Here is a 22,603-nt window from a genome sequence, read left to right on the forward strand (position 1 = left end):
GGCAAGGCATCCCGGAGGAGCACCATGAGCAACGCGACGAGGGAGGAGCTCCTGGCAGCGCGCGAGCCCGAGGGCCCCGCGCCGGTGGGCGTGTGGAAGCTATTGCGCGGCCACCGCGAGGACCCCCTGCAGCGCTGGACGCACGTCCGCGACACCTACGGCGACGTGGCGCGCTACCGCTACGGCGTGGGGACGAACTACCTCGTCACCCACCCGGACGGGCTCAAGCGCGTGCTGCAGGACAACGCGGGCAACTACACCAAGCGCCACCCCACCTACGCGATGATCCGCCGCCTCGTGGGCAACGGGCTGCTCACGAGCGAGGGCCCCTACTGGCTGCGCCAGCGGCGGCTCGCCCAGCCGGCCTTCCACCGCGCCCGCATCGCGGCGATGGCGGAGCGGATGGTGCGCGCGGCCGAGCGCACCCGCGACGCGTGGGAGGCGCGTGCCGCCTCCGGCGCCCCCTTCTCCATGCTGGAGGACATGTCCGCGCTCACCCTGCAGGTGGTGGGCGAGGCGCTGTTCGGCACGAGGCTGGCGGCGAAGACGGAGCAGGTGCGCCAGGCGTGGGACACCCTCAACGCCCAGTTCGTCGAGCGCTACAACCGCCGGCGCTTCCTGCCCCCGGTGCTGCCCACCCGCTCGGACCGCGCGTTCCGCGCCGCGCACCGCGCGTTCTTCTCCATCGTCGACGAGCTGGTGCAGGCCAAGCGGCGCGAGGGCGGGGCGGGGGAGGACCTGCTGTCCATGCTGGTGTCCGCGCGCGACGCCGACACGGGCGAGGCGATGAGCGACGCGCAGCTGCGCGACGAGGTGGTGACGCTGCTGCTCGCAGGACACGAGACCACGGCGCTCGCGCTGGGGTGGGCGTGGGCGCTGCTCGACCAGCACCCGCGCGTGGCCGAGCGGCTGCGCGACGAGCTCGCGCGCGAGCTGCAGGGCCGCTCACCCACCTTCGCGGACCTGCCCCGGCTCGCCCACACCCGGCACGTGGTGGACGAGGTGCTGCGCCTCTATCCGCCCGCCTACATCTTCTTCCGGCGCGTGGAGGCGGACGACGTGGTGTGCGGCGCGCGCGTGCGCAAGGGCGGCACCGTCGTCGTCGCCCCCATGGCGCTGCACCGCCACCCCGCCTACTGGGAGGACCCGGACGCCTTCCGCCCCGAGCGCTGGGCGGACGAGGCCGCCGTGCAGCGCCGCCCCCGCTTCGCCTACCTGCCCTTCAGCGCCGGGCCCCGCCAGTGCATCGGCAACACCTTCGCCCTCACCGAGGCGGTGCTGCTGCTCGCCACGCTCGCTCCGCGCTTCCGCCCCCGGCTCGTCGACGGGTACACGCTCCGCCCCGAGTACCTCACCACGCTGCGGCCCTCCGGCGGACTGCCCATGCGCCTCGAGCGCGCGGCGGTCGGGGCGGGCCCGCGCCCGGAAGAGTCGCGCGTCGTCGGGTGAGTGCCCGGGTGGGCGCGGAGAACGCGTGCGCCGACCCCACGGGGGCGCTGAGCAGGGAGAGCAAGCGGGCACGAGGCGCCCCACCGCAGGTCCGCTGGGACTCGGGCCTGCGGGCCCGCCACCGCTCCCGCGTGCCCGGCCGGGCACGTCGCCGCCCTGGCAAGTGGTCGTAATTGCTCTGGGCTTCGCGCAGCGCAGGACGCGCGGCGAGGCAGCGGGCTGCGCGTCCGGCCGTGGGCGCGGGACTTGCTGCGGGGTACGCGCGTGACGCTCTCGCCGCTGCCCTCCCGCAGCGGCTCCCCTGCCGCCGCGGCCCCGCTCCCCCTTCGAGTCATGACGCTCAGCCACCGCCTCTCGACCAAGCTTCTCGTCACCCTCTGCAGCGTCATCGCGCTGACGCTGGGCCTCGTGGTCCTCGTCGTCAGCCGGCAGTCCTCACGCGTCGCGGAGGAGGAGGCGACGCAGGCCGCGACCGGGCTGGCGAGGGACGCCGCGGCGCAGGTGCACGCGCGGTTCGAGCGCTCGGTGCTCACCTCCCGCACGATCGCGCAGTCCCTCGCGGCCCTGAAGCTCGCGGGCAACACGGACCGGGAGCTCGGCTCCGCGATGGTGCGCCGCACCGTCGAGGAGACGCCGGAGATCCTCGGCCTCTGGTTCATCTGGGAGCCGAACGCCTTCGACGGCGCCGACGCGAAGTTCGCGAACAAGGGCTTCGTCGATGCCACCGGCCGCCACATGGCCTGGTGGAACCGGGGCAGCGGGAACATCCAGCAGGAGGTGGCGATGGACTACGAGAAGCCCGGTCCCGGCGACTGCTACCTGCTGCCGCGCGCCACGAAGAAGGAGACCCTCCTCGAGCCCTACTTCTACACGACCGCGGGCAAGACGGAGCTCATCACCGGCATCTCGGTGCCCATCCTGATGGACGGCAAGTTCATGGGCGTCGTCGGCGAGGACATGCCCCTGCGGCAGACGCAGGCGCTCGTCGCGACCATCAAGCCCTTCGAGAAGGGCTTCGCGACGCTCACCTCCAGTCAGGGCAACCTCATCGCGCACCCCAACGCGGAGCTGCTGGGCAAGCCGCTCGGGGACTCGGCCGCGGACGCGCTCGTGAAGCGCGCGCTCGCCAGCCGCGAGACCCAGGTCGGCCGCGTGCACTCCGACGTGCTCGGCGCCGAGGCCATCGCGGTCGTGGTGCCCTTCGTCGTCGGCCACTCGGAGACGCCCTGGGCCCTCACCGTGTTCGCGCCGCTCGAGACCGTGCTCGCCCCGGCGCACCAGCTGCGCACCTTCACGCTCGCCCTGGGGGTGCTGGCGCTGCTCGCGCTCGCCCTCATGGTCCTCGTCGTCGTCCGCCGCGTCACCCGCCCGCTCGAGCGCATCTCGGAGGTGGCCACGCAGATTGCCGCGGGCAACCTGACCGAGCAGGTCGAGCACCGCTCCTCCGACGAGATCGGCGCGCTCGCGGAGGCGTTCCGCACCATGAGCGAGCGGCTCGCGCAGGTCATCGGCGAGGTGCGCAACGGCGCCAGCGCCCTCTCCTCGGCGTCGGGTCAGCTGTCGCAGACCTCCCAGGCGCTCTCCTCGGGCACCAGCGAGCAGGCGGCCTCCTTCGAGGAGGTGACGGCGAGCCTCGAGCAGATGCGAAGCTCCATCGACCAGAACGCCACCCACAGCGCGCGCGTGGATACGCTCGCCCTCAAGGGTGCGAACGATGCGGCGGAGAGCGGCCGCGCGGTGGCCGAGCTGGTGGAGGCGATGAAGCAGATCGCGGGCCGCATCACCATCATCGAGGACATCGCGTACCAGACGAACCTGCTCGCGCTCAACGCCGCCATCGAGGCGGCGCGCGCAGGCGAGCACGGCCGCGGCTTCGCGGTGGTGGCCTCGGAGGTGCGCAAGCTCGCGGAGGGCAGCCAGCGGGCCGCGCGCGACATCGTCGAGCTCGCCTCCCAGCGCGTCGCCCAGGCGGAGCGCACCGGCGGGATGCTCGAGGAGCTGGTGCCCAGCATCCAGCAGACGAGCGCGCTGGTGAAGGAGGTGGCGGCCGCCAGCACCGAGCAGTCGCAGAGCGTGGGCCAGATGAACCGGGCCGTGCTGGGGCTCAACTCCGTCACCCAGCAGAACGCGTCGGCCGCCGAGGAGCTGGCGGCCACGGCGGAGGAGATGGCGAGCCACGCGCAGAGCCTGCTGCAGCTCATGTCCTTCTTCCGCACCGCGGAGGACGCCGGCAGCGCGCGGCCGGGCGGGCCCGTCGTGCACCTGCCCGTGCGCGCGCAGCGCCCTGCGGTGGCACCCACCCCGGCCCCTTCGCCCAGGCTCGAGAGCCGCTAGGCAGGGCGGCGACAGGGGCCGCCGGGCGCGCCTGCGCGCGCTCCGGGACCTCGTGGCCATGCGCCTGGCGGGCTGAGCCCGGCAGCACCGGGCAGGCCGGTGAGCGGTTGCTCCTGGCGCCAACAGAGCTCCTCGGTGTTAGGACGAACGCCTGGGGCGTAGACCCCACCCTGGGGAGGACGTGAGATGAGCACCGAGAAGGCGATTCTGGCGGGTGGCTGCTTCTGGGGCGTGGAGGAGCTGTTGCGGCGCATGGACGGAGTGATCTCCACGCGCGTGGGCTACAGCGGCGGCGACGTGCCGAACGCGACCTACCGCAACCACGGCACGCACGCCGAGGCGGTCGAGATCGTCTTCGACCCCGCGCGCCTGAGCTTCCGCACGTTGCTGGAGTTCTTCTTCCAGATCCACGACCCGTCCACGCGCAACCGGCAGGGCAACGACATCGGCACGTCCTACCGCTCGGCCATCTTCTACACCTCGCCCGAGCAGCAGCGCATCGCGCTGGACACCATTGCGGACGTCGATGCCTCGGGCCTGTGGCCCGGCAAGGTGGTCACCGAGGTTGCTCCCGCGGGTGCGTTCTGGGAGGCCGAGCCCGAACACCAGGACTACCTGCAGCGCTACCCCGACGGCTACACCTGCCACTTCGTGCGTCCGGGCTGGAAGCTGCCGCGCCGCCAGGCCGCGAGCTGACCCCGGCCTCGGCCGGTGCTCGCGCCCGCCGCGCGCGTGGCCACTCCGGCCCCGCGCGGGGGCCCGCGGCCGTGCGGCGCGCGGAGGGAGCCGCTACTTGCCCTCGGCGCCGGCGATGTCCGGGGGCGTGTAGACCGCCTTCGGGTCCACGGGGGAGGCGTAGGTGCTGTTCCACAGGTCGAGGAAGAAGGCGTCCAGCTGCCGCGCGAACGCGGCGCCCTCGACCACGAGCCCCACGTTGCGGCTGCCGTGGAAGTAGCTGCGCTCCCAGTTGTTCGTCCCCACCCAGCCCTTCTCGCCGTCCACCACCAGGTACTTGGAGTGCACGACGCGGGCGAAGGGGATGTGGCCACTCGAGTGCTGCGGGATGGTGACCAGCTTCACGGTGAGGCCCCGCTCGGGCGCGTGCAGCGCCTGCAGCCCCTCGATGGTGCCCTTGCGCTTGCCCCAGTCCGCGAGCAGCAGCTCCACCTGCACGCCGCGCAGGGCGGCGCGCTGCAGCGCGGACTCGAGCACCTCCCAGTTCCCCTCGCGCGAGCGCGCACGGTAGGTGAGCAGCTGCACGCGCACCGTGCGCCGGGCGCCGTCGATGAGGCGCACCAGCTGGGGCAGGTCCCACGCGCTGCTCGCGGGCACCTGGCCCTCGGGGCTCGCCACGGGCAGCACCCGCACCCGCTCCCCGCCGAAGCGCGCCTCCGTCCACGCGGCCGCGGGGCCCGAGGCGGACGGCAGGGGCTCACCGCCCGCCTGGGCCCAGTCGTAGGCGAACACGTCGGAGAGCGGGCGCACCGCCGCGGGACCGCTCAGGCGCAGCCCCAGCTCCTGGATGTGCTCGAGCGAGCGCCAGTCGAAGTTCTGGCTGCCGAGGTAGCCCTCGCGCCCATCGACGACGAAGTACTTCGCGTGCAGCACGCCGCCCTGCAGCTTCTCCCGGTCCCAGCGGCGCAGGCTCACGTTCGGCTGCGCCTGCAGCCGCGCCACCGTCTCCGGGTAGGTCCGGGCGAACTTCTCCTCGGTGAGGATGCGCACCCGCACGCCCCGCGCCGCCGCGGCCTCCAGCGCCCGCACGCTCGGCTCGAGCGCGCTGCCCTCCCGGTTGGAGTTGGACAGGTAGAACTCCGCCACGTCGAGCGTCCGGGTGGCCCGCGCGAACAGCTCCGGCCACACGTCCTTCGCATCGCGCAGCGCCGCGTGGTTCAGCGGCGTCTCCACCGGCGCGCTCTCCACCAGCTCCAGCTCCAGCTCCAGCTCCGGCGGTGCGGCCTGCGGCCCCGCGGCGGGCGCGCGCACGCCGGGTGCGGCGCAGGCGAGCGCCAGGAGGAGTGGGACGAGGCGGGCAGGCGAGTGTCGGACGGGTTGCATGGTGCGCCTGTCCTGACAGCGACCGGATGCGTCGCGCAAGTGGCGGCCGTTGCGCACCTCGCCCGCGCTTCGAGGCGAAAGCACCTCGAGGGGGAACCTGGCCCGTTCCGTCCCCGGCCAGCCAGGCGGCAGCGCCGCCCCCCACCCCGCGGCGCAGTTCCCAGCGCCGTGCCCGCGGGTGACACCGCGCCGGACCCGGACGTCGAATGGGGAGGACGGGCAATGGACGAAGGCACCTCGCGCGGACCCGAGGCGCTCGCGCGCAGCACGCTGCTGCGCCAGCGGGCGGGCGCGGCCCTGGTGGATGCGTTCTGCACGGGGCTCACCCGCGGCGGCCGGCTGCTGCCGCAGTCCCGCAGCGAGCTGCACGCCGTCGAGGTGCTGCGCGACGTCGCGTACCTGCCCGATGGCGGCAGCGCCCACCGGCTGGACCTCTACCGCCCCCGCGGGCCGGGCGGCCCGCGGCCCGTGGTGCTCTACATCCACGGGGGCGCCTTCCGGGCGCTCTCCAAGGAGACGCACTGGGTGTTCGGCGTGGTGTTCGCGCGCCAGGGCTTCGTCGCGCTGAACCTCAACTACCGGCTGGCCCCCGCGCACCCCTTCCCCGCGGCACTCGAGGACGTGGCGGCGGCGTACTGCTGGGCGGTGCAGCACGCGGCGCACTACGGGGGGGACCCCGCGCGCGTCGTAGTGGCCGGCGAGTCGGCGGGGGCGAACCTCGCGCTGGGGCTGGCGCTGGCCACCTGCTACCGCCGTCCGGAGCCGTGGGCGCGCGCCGTCTTCGACACCGGCGTGGTGCCGCGCGCGGTGCTGCCCGCCTGCGGGGTGCTGCAGGTGAGCGACCCGGAGCGCTACTGGCGCACGCAGCCGCGCAGCTTCTTCGTGCGCGACCGGCTCTCCGAGGTGGGGCAGACCTACCTGCGCGGGGCCCGCGTCCCGGAGGAGGGTGGGCTGGAGCTCGCGGACCCGCTGCTGGTGCTCGAGCGGGCCGGGGCGCCCGCGCGCCCGCTGCCCGCCTTCTTCGTCGCCTGCGGCACCGCGGACGTGCTGCTCGAGGACTCCCGGCGGCTCGCGCGGGCGCTGCAGCAGCTCGGCGCACGCTGCGAGGCGCGCGACTACGCGGGCGAGCCGCACGCCTTCCTCGCCTTCGTCCACACGCGCGCCGGCGCGCGGCGGCACTGGGAGGATGCGTTTCGCTTCCTCGCCCAGCAGCTGCACTGAAGCGCGCCCCGGGGCCTCACGCGCGCCGGGCCGCCTCCTGCCGCCAGGCGCGCAGCGTCTCGCCCACCGCGGTGCGCAGCTCCTGCGCCGAGGAGAGCGGGGCCAGCGGCGCCTCGGTGAAGGGCAGCCAGCGCGCCCCGGGGCCCGCCGCCGCGCACGGCCCGGGCGCGAAGAGGGGCACCCGGCCCAGCTCGAGGGTCGCCCCCGCGTTGCTCACGTGCAGGGGGCGGCCGGTGGAGTGGCCAGGAGCCCGCAGCGTCCGCGCGCTCGGGCGGTGGCGGTGGCCGTGCAGCACCCGGTCCGCCCGGCCCAGCAGCCGCTGCAGCAGCGCCGCGCCGAGCGGCAGCTCCTCCAGCCTGCCTGTCCCCAGGCGGCAGGCGAGGCGCTCGCCGAGCGACTCCGTGGGCAGGGGCAGCGGGTGGTGGTGCATCAGCACCCAGACGCCGTCGCCGGGCCGGGCCGCGTCCACCGCGCGCTCCACCGCGTCGAGCTGCTCGGGCGTGAGCAGCCCCTGGCACTGCCAGTAGCTGTGGTTCTGCGGGCCGGTGGTGTCCACCCGCACCAGGTGCAGGCCGCGCGCGCGCACCGCGTCCACGCGCCGCCCGCCCATGAAGCCCTCGCCCACCGCGGGGCCCACGCGGTCGTGGTTGCCCGGCACCAGCGTCACCCGCCCTGCCTCGAGCAGCGGGGCGAAGAGCCGCTCGAAGAGCGCGAGCTCCTCCGGGCGCCCCCGGTGCGTCACGTCCCCGGTGACGACCACGTGCGCCACCCGCGCGGCGAGCAGCGCGGCCACCAGCTGGCGCGCGGTGTCCACGCGGGACGCGTCGGCGCCGAGGTGCAGGTCCGAGACGTGCGCGACGAGGCCCGCCCTCACCGGCATGCCCTCCGCATTCCTGGCTGCACCGGCGTGCAGGGCGCGCCGCACGCTGCACAGGAGTGGAGCCGCCCGCGCATGGCCTTGCCTCCGCTGAAGCGGAAAGAAACCCGGGGCCGGAACGGTGGGGCGCGACCCTCGGCGTGTCCACCCCGGCCTGCGGGACGGCCCGGGGGCGCTCAGGGCTTCTGCGCCTTCACCAGCACGTAGTCGATGTAGCCGCGGCGGTAGGCCTCGTAGGCGAGCACGTCGATGGCGAGCCCGCCGGCGGCCGCCCCCAGCCCGCGCCGCGCGCGCATCTCGCGCAGGTTGCGCAGGGTGCGCTGCTCCCGGAAGTAGCCCGGGTAGGTGAGCGCCCCCACCCGCTGCACCTGGACCGCGGTGAAGCCGGTGCGCTGCAGCTTGTGCACGTAGTCCTCCTGCGTGTCGCAGTTCTCCCAGGGGATGTGCCAGCCGCGGCAGATGAGCTTCAGCACGAGCCGGTCCGCGCGGCTGCCCTGGCGCAGCTCGCGCTGGGCGCAGTAGTCGGCGAGCAGCAGCGTGCCGCCCGGCTCCAGCACCCGGAAGGCCTCCTGCAGGAAGCGCTCGCGGGTGTCGAAGTGCACGGGTCCCTCCACCCCCAGCACGTGGGTGAAGCAGGCGGGCGCGAAGGGGAGCGCCGTCGCGCTGCCGTGGTGCAGGTGCACCTGCCCCTCGAGCCCGGCCCGCGCGACCCTGCGGCGCCCCGCCTCGACGTGGCCCCACGTCACGTCCACCGCGTGGATGACGCGGGGGCGGAACTCGCGCGCGAGCAGCACGTCCTGCGCGCCCGTGCCGCACGCCACGTCGGCCAGCACGCTGTCCTCGTCGAGCGCTCCCCAGTGCGCCAGCCGGCGCACCAGGTTCTCCGCCGCGGCCTCGTAGTGGCGGACGCCGTCCTCCCAGAGGCCGAAGTTCAGGTAGCCCCCGTGGTAGTCGCCGTAGCGCTCCACCCCGTGCGAGTAGAAGTGCTCGACCGCGCGCTCGTGCGTGCGCTGCGGCCAGCGCTGGCGGTCCGGGCCCGCGTCGTCCGGGATGACGTCCATGTCGTGTTCCTCCTGCGGCACCCTGCGCGGCGCCCTCCGGGCGGGCAGGCGCCCGGGCGGGAAATCTGCGCACGGGGGGCACGGCCGGAAGTCCCCGAGGTCCTCCCGTCCACAGGTACAGGACACCCGGGGCCATGGCGGCGCGAGCAGCCGGCCGTGCGCCGGGCGGCCGGCGGCGGCCCTGCACGTTGCGCCGATGATGCGCGCGGGCCACGGCCCTATCGTCGGCCCATGCTCCCGCTGACCGAGCTACCGCCCGCGGCTGCCGCGGGCATCCCCCGGCGGCGCTTCCTGCAGGGAGGTCTGCTGGGCGGCGCGCTGCTCGCGCTGGGCGGCGGCGCGCTCGCGCTGGGCGGCGGCGCGCTCGCGCTGCGCTCCACGCGGCTCGTCCCCGTGCCGCCCGAGGGACTGCGCGTGCTGACCCCCGGGCAGTACGCGGTCGTGGACGCGTTCGTGCGGCGCATGGCGCCGCCGCGGCCGGGCTTCCCCCCGCACGAGGTGGTGCGCACCGCACTCAACGCCGACCGCATCCTCGCCGCCACGGAAGCCGGAGCGCAGGAGGACTTCCGGCGGCTGCTCGACCTCTTCGAGAGCGCGCTGGCCGGGCTGCTCCTCACCGGGCGCACCACGCCCTTCACCCGCCTGTCCCCCGAGGCGCAGGACGCCGTCATCGCGGACTGGCGCGACAGCGGCCTCGCGCTGCGGCGCACCGGCTTCCAGGCGCTGCGCGCGCTCGCCGCGGGCGCCTACTACGGCTCGCCCCGGGTGTGGCCCGCGGTGGGCTACCCCGGGCCGCCCGCCGCGCTGCACGACCCGGCCGCGCCCGTGTGGAAGGGCGGGGGCGCGCCCCGGCCGGGAGGTGGGCTCGGAGGTGGGCCGTGAGCTGCGCGGAGGCGGGCCGCATCCACACCGGCGACGAGGTGGCGCAGGACCTCGAGCGCACCTGCGACGTGTGCGTGGTGGGCTCGGGCGCCGGCGGCGCGGTGCTCGCCCACGCGCTGGTGGAGCGCGGGCTGTGCGTGGTGATGCTCGAGGAGGGCGGCTACCACACGCGGCGCGAGTTCGACATGCGCGAGGACCACGCCTTCCCGCGGCTGTACCAGGACCTGGGCAACCGCGCGACGGACGACCTGTCCCTCACGATGCTGCAGGGGCGCAGCGTGGGCGGAGGCACCACCGTCAACTGGTGCGTGTGCTACCGCACGCCGCCCAAGGTGCTCGCGCTGTGGCGCGACGTGCACGGGGCGGAGGGCCTGTCCGAGGAGGCGCTGGCGCCGCACTGGGACTGGCTCGAGCAGCGGCTGCACATCGCCGAGTGGCCCATCGCCGCCGCCAACCGCAACAACCGCCTCCTGTGGGACGGCCTGGGCGCGCTGGGCTACGAGCGCCACAGCCTCAAGCGCAACGTGCAGCGGTGCGTGAACAGCGGGTACTGCGGCATGGGCTGCCCGGTGGACGCGAAGCAGGGCATGCTGGTGACGCTCATCCCGGAGGCGGTGGAGCGCGGGCTGACGGTGTTCGCCAACGCGCGGGTGCTGCGGCTGGAGACGCGGGGGCGGCGCGTGGAGGCGGTGCACGCGCAGCTGCTGGATCCGGAGACGGACAGGCCCACCGGCCGCCGCCTCACCGTGCGCGCGCGGGTGACGGCGCTGTGCGCGGGGGCCATCAACAGCCCCGCGCTGCTGCTGCGCTCGGGGCTGGACGGGGGCGGGCGCGTGGGCCGGCGCACCTTCCTGCACCCGGGCATCGTGTCCGCCGCGCTCTTCGAGGAGCCGGTGAACGCCTGGTACGGCGCGCCCATGAGCGTGGGCAGCCGCCAGTTCGCCGAGCGCGGCGACGACCGGCTGGGCTACCTGATGGAGACGCCCCCGGTGCACCCCATGCTCGGCGCGATCGCGCTGGGCGGCTTCGGGCTCGCGCACCAGGAGGCGATGGAGCAGCTCGCCCACGTGCAGGCCGCGCTCGTCATCACCCGCGACGGCGTGGTGGAGGGGGACGAGGGGGGCACGGTGGCCCTGCGCGAGGGCGGCCGCCGGCTCTCCATCCAGTACCCGCTGCGCGCGCACCACTGGGAGGCGCTGCGCCACGCGCAGGTGGAGCTCGCGCGGGTGCAGCTCGCCGCGGGCGCGCGCGAGGTGCGCTCGCTGCACGCGCGGCCCGTGGTGGTGCGCCGGGCGGAGGACCTGCCGCTGCTCGAGCGCGCGCCGTGGGAGGCGCTGCGGGTCAAGGTCTTCAGCGCCCACCAGATGGGCGGCTGCGCCATGGGCGGCGACCCGGCGCGCAGCGTCGTGGACTCCCGGCTGCGCTACCACGGCCTGGACAACCTCTTCGTCGCGGACGGCAGCGTCTTCCCCACCAGCGTGGGCGTGAACCCGCAGCAGAGCATTTTCGGGCTCGCGCGCTGGGGCGCCCAGCACGTCGCGGCCGCGGTGGGCGCGTAGCGCTCGGCGCGGGGCCCGGGGCTGCGCTTTTTCCGGAAAGGGCTGTTTGTTCGCGTTTCGCCACCCGTGCGCTAAAGCCGGGGACTCACGGCGGCGCGGACTCTCCGCCGCCTGCTCACGAGGGAGTGGATGCAGGTGCGAGGCGCAGTGAAGGCGTGGGTGGTGGGCTGCGTGCTGCTGGGCGCGCAGGGGGCGGCGGCGCAGGACGGAGAGCAGGAGGCGCAGGGGCGACTCGCTGCGCGCTGGTCGGTGGGCGCGGGCATCGGCTACTCCGGCTTCACCCTGGTGGGCGGCCCCTTCCTCTCCTCCAGCACCCTGGGCACGCTCGGAGGCGTGAGCGGGCTGGCCGGGCGCACCTCGCTCGAGTACCTGCTGGGCGAGAACCTCGCGCTGGTGCTCGGGGGCTCCGGCTCCTACGCGCGCTCCACCCTCGAGTCGTCGGACCCGGGGGTGGTGCTGCCCGAGCCGCAGACCGCCTATGGCTTCACCGCGAGCGTAGGCCTGCGCGGCTTCGTGGCGAGCGCGGGCGCCACCCGCTTCTCCGTGTACGGCCTGCTCAACGCGGGCGGCGCGCGCAGCGAGGCACCCTCTTCCAACACGGCACGCGACGAGCGCATGCGCGGCGTCTTCGTCAGCGCCGGCTTCGGCGTGGAGCACCCGCTGCTCGAGCGCCTGAGCCTGCGGGTGAGCGCAGACATGCTCAGCGTGGGCCGCAACAGCTACCGCCGCACCTCCGTCGCTTTCGAGGGGGCTCCGGAGAGCGAGCTGCGCAGCGCCGTCACCAGTGCGACGCTCTACCTCGCGCCCAGCCTCGAGCTGCGGCTCGCGTTCTAGCCTCTGAGAGGAGGCGGGGGCCGCACCTTGGCCTGGACGCGTCCCAGGCCCGTTCGCTCCATGCTTTCTCGCTGCTCACAGTCGCGGGGCCGCCGCATTGACGGCTCCACTCCCGGCGAATGGAATCGCAGCGGGGCCTTTGGCTTCCCCCTCAGGAGGCGTCCCATGCGGCTCTCCGCATCCATCCCTGCGCTGGCAGTGGCGCTGCTCTCTGCGCTCGTCGTGACCGCGTGCGGGGAGGGCCCGACCGCGACCGTGTCCGGCACCGTGAGGACCTCCACCGGAGCCGCCATCGCGGGCGCCTCGGTGACGAGTGGAAGCGTGACCGCGACCACCGACGCCGATGGACGCTTCGAGCTCCAGAGGCTGCCCGTCGGCCGCGTCACCCTCAGCACGAGCGCTCCGCGCTTCGACGCACGCTCCGAGGACCTCAGCCTGGTCGAGGGGAGCAACGCCCACGACGTCGTGCTGCTGGACCAGACGCTCTTCACGCACGGGGAGGTGCGCGCCTACCTGCCCCTCGGCGTCGCCCAGTACAGGGCGGCGATCGTCTTCCTGCCGGGCCTGAAGGACCCCGCCACCGGTAACCCCTTGGACTCGCGTGACCTCGTGAGTGGGACCTGGAAGGGGAAGTGCAGCATCTGGTGCTCGCCCTCCGTGATGGAGGAGGTGAGGCAGCGCTCCCTCGCGCTCGCCGGCGGGCAGGTGGCACTCGTCGGAACGACGACCCTGGTCGAGCAGCCGGCAAGCTACGAGACGCTGCTCACGGCGCTCTCCGCGCTGGGCACGCAGAGCCTTCATCCGGAGCTCGAGAGCATTCCCCTCCTGTTCGTCGGGCACTCGATGGGCGGGTGCACCGCGTACGGCTTCAGCCGTGCGCACGGCGCCCGGGTGGCCGGGTTCATCACCATGAAGGGCGCCTGCCACGACCTGGGCCCCGCGCAGGCCGCGGCCTCGGTGCCGGGCTACTTCCTCGTTGGAGGAGCGGACGAGGACTACCGGCGCGAGAACATCACCGCCGTCTTCGAGGCCGGCCGGGCGGCCGGGGCGCCCTGGGCCGTCTCGGTCGATGCGCTGGGCCACGACCCGATGGCCGACCTGGAGCAGATGTTCGACTGGATGGACACCGTCCTCACGGCCCGCCTGCCGGAGAGCGCGGGGGCGCCGCTGCGTGCGGTGACGGAGACGGCCGGCTGGCTCGGCGACCGCGAGACCGGCGCGATCTCGACCTATGCGTGCTACGGCTCCACGCCGTCGAGTGCGAGCTGGCTGCCCTCCGAGGAGACGGCGCTCCACTGGCAGGAGACGGCGCAGGGAACCGGCGTCGTCAGGAGCTGCTCCCGCTGAGCGCGCTCGGCGCACCCGGAAACACAGGGGCCTGCCGCGGCCTGGAATTTACCCCCCTCGAAGCGGTTCGCTCCAGATCCATGCCCGCGCACGGTGCTCGGCATGCGAAGAGACCGTGAGGCGGGTGGCCGATGGCGCTCAATCGACGCGAGTTCGTTCAACTGGCCGCAGCGATGGGGGCCTCGCTGGCGTGGGGCGGCTCGGCTCGAGCGTCCACCACCGGCTGGCAGGAGCGGCGCGACCTCTATCCGGAGGGCGTCGCGTCCGGCGATCCCGATCCGAGCAGCGTGATCCTCTGGACCCGGCGGCCGTTCGAGTCGGGCCGCCAGCGTGTGCTCACGGTGGAGGTCGCCGAGGACAATGCGTTCCAGCGGGTCGTGGCCAAAGCGCCCGCGCCGGTCTCGGCGGAGTCGGACTGGACGACGCGCGTGCTGGTCGGTCGGCTGAAGCCTGCGCGCGTCTACTGGTACCGGTTCACCGATGGCGAGGGGAACGGGAGCCGCATCGGCCGGACGATCACCGCGCCGTCGGCCAACGATCCACGGCCGGTCAACTTCGCCTTCGTCAGCTGCCAGAGCGTCAACGAGGGCAAGCTCAACGGCTATCGCCGGATGATCTTCGAGGACGAGCGCGCCGCGCCCGCCGACCAGCTCGGCTTCGTCCTCCACCTCGGCGACTTCATCTACGAGGTCGTCGAGTATCCCGACGAGGTGCCGACGCGCTACGACCGCACCATCTACGACGTCGGCCGGATTCCCGATGGGGGTCAGAGCAGCAACTTCCACTACCCGCTCACGGTCGAGGGCTATCGGGTCGTCTACAAGGGCTACCTTGCCGATCCCGACCTCCAGGACGCGCGGGCGCGGTGGCCCTTCGTCGCCATCTGGGACAACCATGAGTTCTCGTGGCAGGGCCGGCAGAGCATCGTCCAGGCCGGGGGCGCGCCGCGGCCGGGCCAGACCGTCAAGGTCGCCGCGAACCAGGCCTGGTTCGAGTACATCCCCGCGCGCGTGAAGGCGCCGAGCGGCTCGCTCGACACCTTCGGCGCGGTGGCGGTGAAGAACGTGCCGATCGACGCGTGGGACGACAGTGGTCTCGGGACCGAGCCCAACAACCTGAAGGCCATCCACAGCCTGATCGCCTACCGGTCACTGCGCTACGGCCAGCACCTCGAGCTCCTCCTCACGGACCAGCACAGCTTCCGCGGCGACGACCCGACGGACGCGGAGGGCGTCGAGAAGATCTACGACCCGGCCTTCAACGGGATGTTCTCGGAGCCAGCGATGCTCGCGCTCGACGCCGGCCGCACCTTCAACGGCGGCAAGCCGCCCGCCGAGCTGCGCTTCGGCGACACGCGCATCCCGAACCCGCGAAAGGACTCACCGCCGCGCACCCTCCTCGGGACCCGTCAGAAGAAGTGGTTCATGGACCAGCTGCGCCGGTCCAGGGCCACCTGGAAGATCTGGGGCAACTCGCTGGGGGCCCTCGACGAGCGGGCCGACCCGCAGAACCTTCCGGATGGACTGACGAAGCAGAAGTGGCCGGCCCACACCTTCGCCCAGTTCGGCAGCGGCGACTACGGCAGCGCCTACCACGAGCGCGGCGAGATCTACGACCTCGTCCGCGACGCGAAGATCACCGGCTTCGCGATCGTGTCGGGCGACCGGCACAGCTTCTGGGCCGGCTATGCCGCCGCCCTGTTGCCACCCGCGAAGTTCGAGCCGGTCGGGCTCAGCTTCGTCGGCGCCTCGCTGGCCAGCCCCGGAGCGATGGAGTCCTTCGAGCACAAGCTCCCCAAGGACCATCCGCTCCGCGCGCTCTTCCTCGCCGATCGGCCGGGGGGAAAGCCCGAGTGGACCTACAACATGCTGCTGAAGCACGGCGTCCGCTCGTGCCTCGAGTACGCCCGGAGCTTCGACCTGAAGCGCGCCCACGCCGTCTCCAACCCGGAGCTCTCCCCGCACCTCGAGTTCGTGGACATGGGCGGTCACGGCTACGCGACGGTGCGGCTCACCCGCACCGAGATTCGGACCGAGTTCGTCTGCATTCCACGCCCGATCACCCGCAGCGACCGCCCCGATGGCGGTCCTCTTCGCTACCGGGTCGTCCACACGGCATCGCTCTGGAAGCCGGGCGAGCGCCCTTCGCTGCGCCAGCAGGTCCTCGAGGGCGATCCCGGCCTCTCGATCTGAGCTCCGCGGCCTGCCTGCGTGCGCACCCGCGGCGCTGCTACTTCCCGCTCTCTGCGTGCGAGCGCTCCACGTGTGTCCCGGCGGAGGCAGCGGTGGACGGGCTGGGCTCGTGGGTGGAGGAGCTGGCGGGTGGCTCGGCCACGGGCGGAGGCGGCGGGGCGGGTGGCGCCATCGGCGCGGAGGCGGCCCCGGCCGACGGTGACGGTGACGGTGCGCTCGCGGGCGGCGGCGTGCTCGGCGCGAAGGCCGGCTGCGCGGCCGGCTCGCTCGGCCCGTGGCGCTCGGCGGGCGAGGGCGCGTGGGCGCTGCCCGCTGCGCTGGAGGGCGGGGGCTGCGCGGGCGCGACGGCGCTGGGCTCGGCCACCGGCGCGGCCCCGCCCGTCCCCTGCGCCTCCTCCGCGTCCAGGTCCAGCGCGCGGCGGTGCTGCTCGGCCCGCGAGAGGCCCTCGTCATCCGCCGGGTCGCCGCGGCGGGGCGTCGAGTTCTCGGCGGGAGGCGGCGGCATGGGCAGCGTCACCGCAGTGGGTGCCGGCGGGGTGGAGGGGCGCTCTGGGGCCTGCGGCTCCCGCTCCCTGCGGGGCTTGCCCACGGGCTCCTCGCGCGTGGTGCGCTGCGGTCCCCACTCGCCCCCGAGCGCGCTGGGCGGCTGCTCCACCACGGGCCCTGTCTCCACCCGGGCCACGCGCCCCTCGGCAGGAGGCTGCAGCCCCACGGTGGGCACGCGGGCATCGTCGCGCACCGCGATCTCCGAAGGCTCCGGCCCCACGGGCCAGGTCCTTCCGCCCTGCGCGGGGGCGCGCGGCAGCGGCCGTGTCAGCCCGGTGTAGTGCCGGTCGTGCGGGAAGAGGTGGCTCGAGACGAAGGGGTCGGTGAAGTCGCGCGCGGAGGTGAAGCACCAGCGCGGGGGCCAGTCCCAGGCGGGCGGCCCCAGGGGCGCCCATCCCACGATGCCGCCGCCGACGCGCCACGCCACCCAGGCGGGCGCCCACTGCGTGCCCGGCACCCACAGCCAGCCGAGGCTCGGGTCGAAGAGCCAGTAGCCGTAGTGGAAGGTGGCCCAGCCCCAGGACCAGTCACTGAGGAAGACCCAGCCCACGGGGGCATAGGCCCAGCGGCCGCGCGAGGCGTAGGGGATGAAGTCCGCGCCCACCTCGTGCTCGGAGGGCCGCCACACCGTTCCGAAGGGCTCCACGTCGAGCCAGTCCCCGTACGGCGCGAGCTCGGTGACGAAGGGCGCCGCGGGAGCGCGGAGGCGCCGCGTGAACGAGTCCTCCGCCTGCGCCTCCCTCGCCATCCCACCGCCGCCCAGGAAGAGCAGCAGCGCCACTGCGCTCACATCCACCGCGTGCCTCATGGCGGGCCTCCACTGCGTCCCATAGCGGCGAGGGCCCGGCGCTGCGGCGCCGGCAGGCCGGGAGCGCGCGCGCCCGCTCGGGGGGACAGGGGCCGCCGCTCGCCCGTGCGGCTGGACGGGGCCCGGCGTGCAGCCGCGAGCCTGGCAGGACGCGCCTGGACGCGGCTACGCGAGCTTGCGTGCGAGCTCTGGCCCGAGCTCCGGCGCGGCCGCCTCGGCCATCTCGACGCGGTTGCGGCCGTGCTGCTTGGCCCGGTAGCAGGCCTGGTCCGCGCGTGCCACCAGCGCGTGGGGGTCCGCGTCGCGGTGGGCCGTGCCGGCGGTGCCGAGGCTCAGCGTCACCGTGAGGGGGTTGGCGACGTACTGCTGCACCAGCGGCACCGCGGCCACGGCGGCCCGGACGCGCTCGGCGAGGTGCGGCGCGTCCGCCGGCGCCGTGTGCGGCAGCAGGATGACGAACTCCTCGCCGCCCCAGCGGAACAGCAGGTCGTGCTCGCGCATCACGCTCTGCACGCGGCGCACGAGCTGGCGCAGCACCTCGTCGCCCATCTCGTGGCCGAAGCTGTCGTTGAGGGTCTTGAAGCGGTCGACGTCGAAGAAGATGACCGACAGGCCGAGGCCGAGGCGCTGGCTGCGGTCGAGCTCCTTCTCGAAGGCCGGGTAGAACGCGCGGCGGTTGAGCGCGCCCGTGAGCGCATCGTGCCGGCCCACGTTCTGCTCGCGCTCGCCGTGGCGCGCGATGGCGCTCGCGAAGGTGGTGGTGGTGACGATGGCCACCAGCACGAGCAGCGCCATGAAGTAGAGGATCTCGCGCAGGCGCGGCAGCAGCAGCTCGCCGCTGGGCGTGCGGGCGTCGGCCGCGATGTGCAGCGACTGCGTGATCATGCCCACGCCCTGGAACACGATGGCGGTCATCAGCAGCACGATGACCACCACGAGCCCCACGCTGCGCGTGTAGCTGAAGGCGTAGCGCGGCGGCAGCGGGAACTGCCGGTCCACCCAGCCGCGCACCCGCGGCCCGAAGACGCGCAGCAGCGGCGGCGCGAACACGCACATCTGCAGGATGTCGCCGATGATCCATCCCTGCCAGATGCGCTCGCCGGCGAGGAGGTCCAGCCCCCTCGCGTCGATCCAGATGAGGCCCGCGAGCGAGCTGGCGATCGCGGCGATGGTGGCCACCGCCACGAAGCGCCACACGTCGCGCCGCCGCTGGAGGTCGGGGTGCACGTCGAGCACCACCATCGAGCCCCAGACGATGACCAGCTCCACGGGCGTGGCGAATGCGAACAGCGCCGCCACCTGCCAGGGCAGGCCCGCGTAGAGCGCGCTCACCAGGGTGGAGAGGTAGGCGGGGATGCTGCCCCAGGTGGGGCCCAGCCACAGCGCGAGCAGCAGCGTGACGAGCAGCGGCGGGTAGAAGCTCACGCTCACCGTGGCCCCGCCGACCGGCACCGGAATGCCGCTCCAGTCGAAGTGCGCCTCGAGCAGCGCCGTCACGATGGCGAAGAGCCCCACGGTGACCCACGCCAGCGCCACGCGCCGCACACCCGCGTGGCGGCCGCTCTCGCGCACGAGCGCGAGTGGCCACCACGCCGGTCCCTGGTTCTGACCGAGCGGGGCTGGGGTCACGACGGCTCCATGGCGAGGACCGCCCGACTATAGGACGAGCGCGGGGGGCAGGGCCAACGGCCGGGGTCCGGAAGGACCCACGCCGCGACGCAGCGGCGAGGGCGCTCTTCCCATGCGGGAGGCGAGTTCGACGGAGACAAGAGTGTGTACCCCCCTGGAGACGGCGGCCGATTCCTTTGGGCCCCGGCCGCAGTCTACGTGCGCATGAATCTACCCCACTCGATGCGCGCCCTCCAGCAGCTGTCCCTCACCGGCCCGAGCGGCCTGGTCGTCCTCGAGGCCACGGCGACCGGCAGGGCGCGGGGGCGCTTGCCTTCGCGGGGCGGGACGGCAAGCGTGCGCTGCCCGCTGCGCCGCGCCCCCCAGGAGCCCCGCCTTGCCCTCCCGTTCCCCCCGCCCGTGGGCGCCGCTCATCGGTGCGCTCCTCCTGTGCTGCGTCTCCCTGCCTGCGCGGGGTCAGGCGCGCCCGGCTGCCGCGCCCGGGCGCCTCGCGCTGCGCGCCGCGAGGCTCTTCGACGGGCGGAGTGACCGGGTGCTGCCGAACGCGGTGGTGCTCGTCGAGGGTGCGCGCATCCGGGCCGTGGGCACGGGGCTCCCCATTCCCGCGGGGACCCGGATCATCGACCTGGGCGACGTGACCCTGCTGCCCGGGTTGATCGACGCGCACTCGCACCTGCTGCTGGAGGTGGGCCCGGAGGAGGGCGGTGACCCGCTGCTCGCCACCGTGGCCCAGCGCAGCACCGCCGAGCGCGCGCTGCTGGGCGCGAAGCTCGGCCGCGAGATGCTCGAGGCGGGGGTCACCACGGTGCGCGACGTGGGCAACTCCGGGGTCAACGGCGACGTGGCGCTGCGCAACGCCATCGGGCGCGGCTGGGTGCAGGGCCCGCGCATCTCCGCCTGCACCCGCGCACTCGCGCCCCACGGCGGGCAGCTCCCCGCGCTCCAGCCCGCGGCCCAGTCCCTCGTCGAGCAGGAGTACGTCACCGTCTCCGGGGTGGAGGAGGCCCGGCGCGCCGTGCGCCAGGCAATCGTGGACGGCGCGGACTGCATCAAGGTCATCGTCGACAACGGGCACACCCTCCTGTCGCTGGAGGAGCTGAAGGTCATCGTCGAGGAGGCCCACCGCATGAAGCGCCCGGTGGCGACGCACACCACCACCGAGGAGAGCGCGCGCCTCGCGGTGCAGGCGGGCGTCGACTCCATCGAGCATGGCTACGTGCTCCCCGAGGACGTGCTGGGGCCCATGGCGCGCAAGCACATCTTCCTCGTGCCGACGGACGGCCCGGCGGAGGTCTGCGACTCGCTCGCGGCGCCCACCGGCGATGCGCAGCGCCAGCGCGCGAGGCAGGAGCGCTGCAAGCAGGCCTTCGCGAGGGCGCATGATCGCCTCCGCCGTGCAGTGGCCGCCGGCGTGCGGATCGCCGCCGGCTCGGACCTGTACGACGTGAGGCCCGGGCTGACGCGGGGGCAGGCGAGCGTGAGGTGGATCACCGCCTACGCCGAGGCGGGCCTCCGGCCCGTGGACATCCTGCGCGCGGCGACGCTGAACGCCGCGGAGCTGCTGCGCGTGCAGGACCAGGTGGGCTCGCTCGAGCCGGACAAGCTCGCGGACCTCGTCGCCGTCGCGGGCGACCCGCTGAAGGACATCCGCGCGCTGGAGCAGGTGCGGCTCGTGGTGAAGGACGGGCAGGTGGTCCTGGACGCCCGCTGAGCGAAGCGCAGCGCCCTCTCTTGGGAAATCCCTTTCCCTCCTGCAGCCCGCCGGCGCTCCAGGCGTGCACCAGCGCACACCCGTCCTGCCCATTGGATTGGCCCGCGGGTTGAAAAGGCCTCCACCGGCCATGAAGCGCACGTCCGTCCTCCTGTTCGTCGTCGTCTCCGGTGTCCTGCTCGCCGCCTGTGGGGCGCCTGCCGCTCCCGAAGGCGCCCCCGCAGTGCCCCCGCCGGCGCCGCTGCCCACCCCCTCCACCTCGCCCGGGGACGGGGTGCCGCCGGAGGCGCAGGACCTCCCGCCGCTCCCGCCCGGGCCTCCCGGCGCGTGGCTGCCGGAGCGCGACGCGCAGGGCTGGCCGCGGCTGCAGGCGGAGCTCGCCCACTACCGGCTGGACCTGGCCCCGGCGGACCTGGAGCTCCTCTACACGCATCTGTGGGACGAGGACCTGCAGGTGCCCGGACGCTTCACCGCCTACGGGCGCACCTGGGCCGTGCAGGTGTCCCTGCGCGGGCAGTCCACGCGCAAGGCGCCGAAGAAGAGCTTCCAGGTGCGCTTCGACAAGGACGACCGCTTCATGCAGCGCAAGCGCATCGAGCTGCTCGCCGAGTACGCGGACGCAGGCGCCCTCTCGGAGAAGCTCTGGTACGACACCGCGGGCCTGCTGGGCCTGCAGGCACCGCTCGCGCGCTTCGTCACGCTGGAGGTGAACGGAGAGCAGCTGGGGGTGATGACCGAGCTGGAGGCGGTGACGAAGGACTTCCTCGTCGCGCACGGGCTGGATGCGGACGGGGACGTGTACCGCTGCGGCATGTACAACTGCGACCTCACCGAGCAGCCTCCGCCCTACAGCTACCAGGAGCCCTGGGACAAGCGCACGAACGAGGACGCGCCCTGGGACGGGCTGAACGCGCTGCTCTCCCAGCTCAACCGCACGCCGCCCCAGGACTTCGCCGCGTGGCTCACGCGCCGCTTCGACGTGGAGGGCTTCCTCACCTGGATGGCGCTGGATGCCTTCATCGCCAACGACTACCAGACGGATGCGCGCAGCTTCCTGGTGTACGAGCCGCGCACCGGCCAGTGGCGCTACGTGCCCTGGGACCTGAACAACGCCTGGTCCCACCTGCGCCGCGACCAGCCCGCGGACCAGCGCCCCTGGGTGGGGCTCCCGGTGCCCAGCTTCACCGCGTGGGACCCCACGGCCTACGAGCTCGCCGAGTTCCGCCAGGGCCTGGGCGCCACGGAGATGCGCCCGGCCTGGTGCACCCTGCGCACCCGCATCCTCATGGACCCCACCTTGCGCGCCCGCTACGCGGAGCGCCTGCGCACGCTGCTCGCGGGGCCGCTGAGCGAGGCGCAGCTGGGCGCGCGCATCGACGCCACCGCGGCGCTGCTCGCGGGGCCGCTGGCCGAGGACCCCTTCGCGCTGCCCGACTACACGGCCGCGAGCGCGCCCTTCCTGCGCCGCTTCGTGCGCGAGCGCCGCGACTTCCTGCAGCAGCAGCTCTCCGCGCTGGAGCAGATTGCGCAGACCGGCCCGCTGAAGCTGGACCGCGCGGGGCGCGATGCGCAGGGCCGCCTCTTCGTGCAGGTGCTCAACACGGGCGCGGAGCCCGTGTCGCTCGGGGGCCTCTACCTCACCGGCGCGCTGCGCGACGTGAAGCAGGCGCCGCCCCTGCCCGCGCTCACGCTGCAGCCGGGCACCTGGGCCACCTTCTGGGAGCGCCCGGCCGAGGGCGAGCTCGCGCTGGGCGCGCAGGTGGACCCGCAGCGGCCCGAGCTGGGGCTGTACACCGCGGACGCGCACCACCCTCTGGACCTGCTGTGGCTGCCGCCGCAGGCGCCCGGCGAGGCGCTCGCGCGCAGCCCCCGCGGCGCCGAGCACTACGTGCGGCTGACGGACGGCGCCGGCACGCCCTGAGGGCCTGCGCGAGCGGCCAGGCAGTCAGGCGGCGCGGAGTTGACCCTGCCAACGCGGCCAGGGACTCTCCCGCGCCCGCAGTTCACGTCCGTGCCCGCAGCCACCGTGGACCGCAGCGCGGAGCTGCCGTGGGGCGGGCGGCTGGATGCGCAAGCTCGCGGACCTGATCGCAGT

16 protein-coding genes are annotated in these 22,603 nt (G+C 74.2%); 11 read left to right on the forward strand and 5 right to left on the reverse strand.

From position 1 onward, the window contains the following. The first annotated feature begins 24 nt into the window (after nucleotides 1-24). From FGE12_RS13355 to msrA, 3 genes are all read left to right on the forward strand, one after another. Nucleotides 25-1,449: a cytochrome P450 gene (locus FGE12_RS13355; RefSeq protein WP_194797851.1), complete on the forward strand. Its 1,425-nt coding sequence runs from the start codon at nucleotides 25-27 to the stop codon at nucleotides 1,447-1,449. Nucleotides 1,450-1,782: 333 nt separating this feature from the next. Then, a complete protein-coding gene (locus FGE12_RS13360) occupies nucleotides 1,783-3,783 on the forward strand; it encodes a methyl-accepting chemotaxis protein (RefSeq protein WP_153866842.1) in 2,001 nt (666 codons plus the stop codon). A 186-nt stretch (nucleotides 3,784-3,969) separates the two neighbouring features. After that, nucleotides 3,970-4,479 (forward strand): peptide-methionine (S)-S-oxide reductase MsrA, encoded by a 510-nt coding sequence (msrA, locus tag FGE12_RS13365; RefSeq protein WP_153866843.1) that lies wholly within the window; start codon nucleotides 3,970-3,972, stop codon nucleotides 4,477-4,479. 93 nt (nucleotides 4,480-4,572) lie between these two features. On the opposite strand, the gene FGE12_RS13370 is transcribed toward msrA, so the two are convergent. Next, complete coding sequence (locus FGE12_RS13370) at nucleotides 4,573-5,841, reverse strand: phosphatidylserine/phosphatidylglycerophosphate/cardiolipin synthase family protein (protein ID WP_153866844.1); 1,269 nt, start codon at nucleotides 5,839-5,841, stop codon at nucleotides 4,573-4,575. A gap of 222 nt (nucleotides 5,842-6,063) precedes the next feature. On the opposite strand from FGE12_RS13370, the gene FGE12_RS13375 reads away from it, so the two are divergent. Further along, nucleotides 6,064-7,062 carry an alpha/beta hydrolase gene (locus FGE12_RS13375; RefSeq protein ID WP_153866845.1) on the forward strand — a complete coding sequence of 333 codons (999 nt, stop codon included), beginning with the start codon at nucleotides 6,064-6,066 and terminating at the stop codon, nucleotides 7,060-7,062. Between the two features lie 16 nt (nucleotides 7,063-7,078). On the opposite strand, the gene FGE12_RS13380 is transcribed toward FGE12_RS13375, so the two are convergent. After that, nucleotides 7,079-7,942 carry a metallophosphoesterase gene (locus FGE12_RS13380; RefSeq protein ID WP_153866846.1) on the reverse strand — a complete coding sequence of 288 codons (864 nt, stop codon included), beginning with the start codon at nucleotides 7,940-7,942 and terminating at the stop codon, nucleotides 7,079-7,081. Between the two features lie 173 nt (nucleotides 7,943-8,115). Beyond that, nucleotides 8,116-9,000: a class I SAM-dependent methyltransferase gene (locus FGE12_RS13385; RefSeq protein ID WP_153866847.1), complete on the reverse strand. Its 885-nt coding sequence runs from the start codon at nucleotides 8,998-9,000 to the stop codon at nucleotides 8,116-8,118. 231 nt (nucleotides 9,001-9,231) lie between these two features. On the opposite strand from FGE12_RS13385, the gene FGE12_RS13390 reads away from it, so the two are divergent. The 5 genes from FGE12_RS13390 (at nucleotide 9,232) to FGE12_RS13410 (ending at nucleotide 15,814) form a co-directional block, all read left to right on the forward strand. Continuing rightward, complete coding sequence (locus tag FGE12_RS13390; RefSeq protein ID WP_153866848.1) at nucleotides 9,232-9,882, forward strand: gluconate 2-dehydrogenase subunit 3 family protein; 651 nt, start codon at nucleotides 9,232-9,234, stop codon at nucleotides 9,880-9,882. After that, nucleotides 9,879-11,441, forward strand: coding sequence for a GMC family oxidoreductase (locus tag FGE12_RS30935; protein WP_153866849.1), 1,563 nt, complete (start codon nucleotides 9,879-9,881; stop codon nucleotides 11,439-11,441). The genes FGE12_RS13390 and FGE12_RS30935 overlap by 4 nt, the downstream gene beginning before the upstream one ends. Before the next feature lie 129 nt (nucleotides 11,442-11,570). After that, nucleotides 11,571-12,275: an outer membrane beta-barrel protein gene (locus FGE12_RS13400; RefSeq protein WP_153866850.1), complete on the forward strand. Its 705-nt coding sequence runs from the start codon at nucleotides 11,571-11,573 to the stop codon at nucleotides 12,273-12,275. A gap of 165 nt (nucleotides 12,276-12,440) precedes the next feature. After that, entirely contained in the window at nucleotides 12,441-13,622 is a 1,182-nt protein-coding gene (locus FGE12_RS13405; RefSeq protein WP_194797852.1) for a carboxypeptidase-like regulatory domain-containing protein, read from the forward strand. 131 nt (nucleotides 13,623-13,753) lie between these two features. Continuing rightward, the gene (locus FGE12_RS13410; RefSeq protein WP_153866852.1) at nucleotides 13,754-15,814 is read left to right on the forward strand and encodes an alkaline phosphatase; all 2,061 of its coding nucleotides are present in this window, start codon (nucleotides 13,754-13,756) and stop codon (nucleotides 15,812-15,814) included. Between the two features lie 37 nt (nucleotides 15,815-15,851). Here the strand turns inward: FGE12_RS13410 and FGE12_RS13415 are convergent, their stop codons facing one another. Both FGE12_RS13415 and FGE12_RS30940 read right to left on the reverse strand, forming a co-directional pair. Further along, the gene (locus tag FGE12_RS13415) at nucleotides 15,852-17,168 is read right to left on the reverse strand and encodes a DUF6600 domain-containing protein (protein WP_153866853.1); all 1,317 of its coding nucleotides are present in this window, start codon (nucleotides 17,166-17,168) and stop codon (nucleotides 15,852-15,854) included. 165 nt (nucleotides 17,169-17,333) lie between these two features. After that, nucleotides 17,334-18,797 (reverse strand): GGDEF domain-containing protein, encoded by a 1,464-nt coding sequence (locus FGE12_RS30940; protein WP_153866854.1) that lies wholly within the window; start codon nucleotides 18,795-18,797, stop codon nucleotides 17,334-17,336. Nucleotides 18,798-19,173: 376 nt separating this feature from the next. Here FGE12_RS30940 and FGE12_RS13425 point away from each other — a divergent pair, with 376 nt between their 5' ends. Beyond that, nucleotides 19,174-20,508 (forward strand): amidohydrolase family protein, encoded by a 1,335-nt coding sequence (locus FGE12_RS13425; protein WP_153866855.1) that lies wholly within the window; start codon nucleotides 19,174-19,176, stop codon nucleotides 20,506-20,508. 130 nt (nucleotides 20,509-20,638) lie between these two features. Next, nucleotides 20,639-22,429: a CotH kinase family protein gene (locus FGE12_RS13430; RefSeq protein ID WP_153866856.1), complete on the forward strand. Its 1,791-nt coding sequence runs from the start codon at nucleotides 20,639-20,641 to the stop codon at nucleotides 22,427-22,429. The last annotated feature ends 174 nt before the right edge of the window (nucleotides 22,430-22,603 follow it).

This window comes from Aggregicoccus sp. 17bor-14 (genome assembly GCF_009659535.1).
Taxonomy (GTDB): domain Bacteria; phylum Myxococcota; class Myxococcia; order Myxococcales; family Myxococcaceae; genus Aggregicoccus.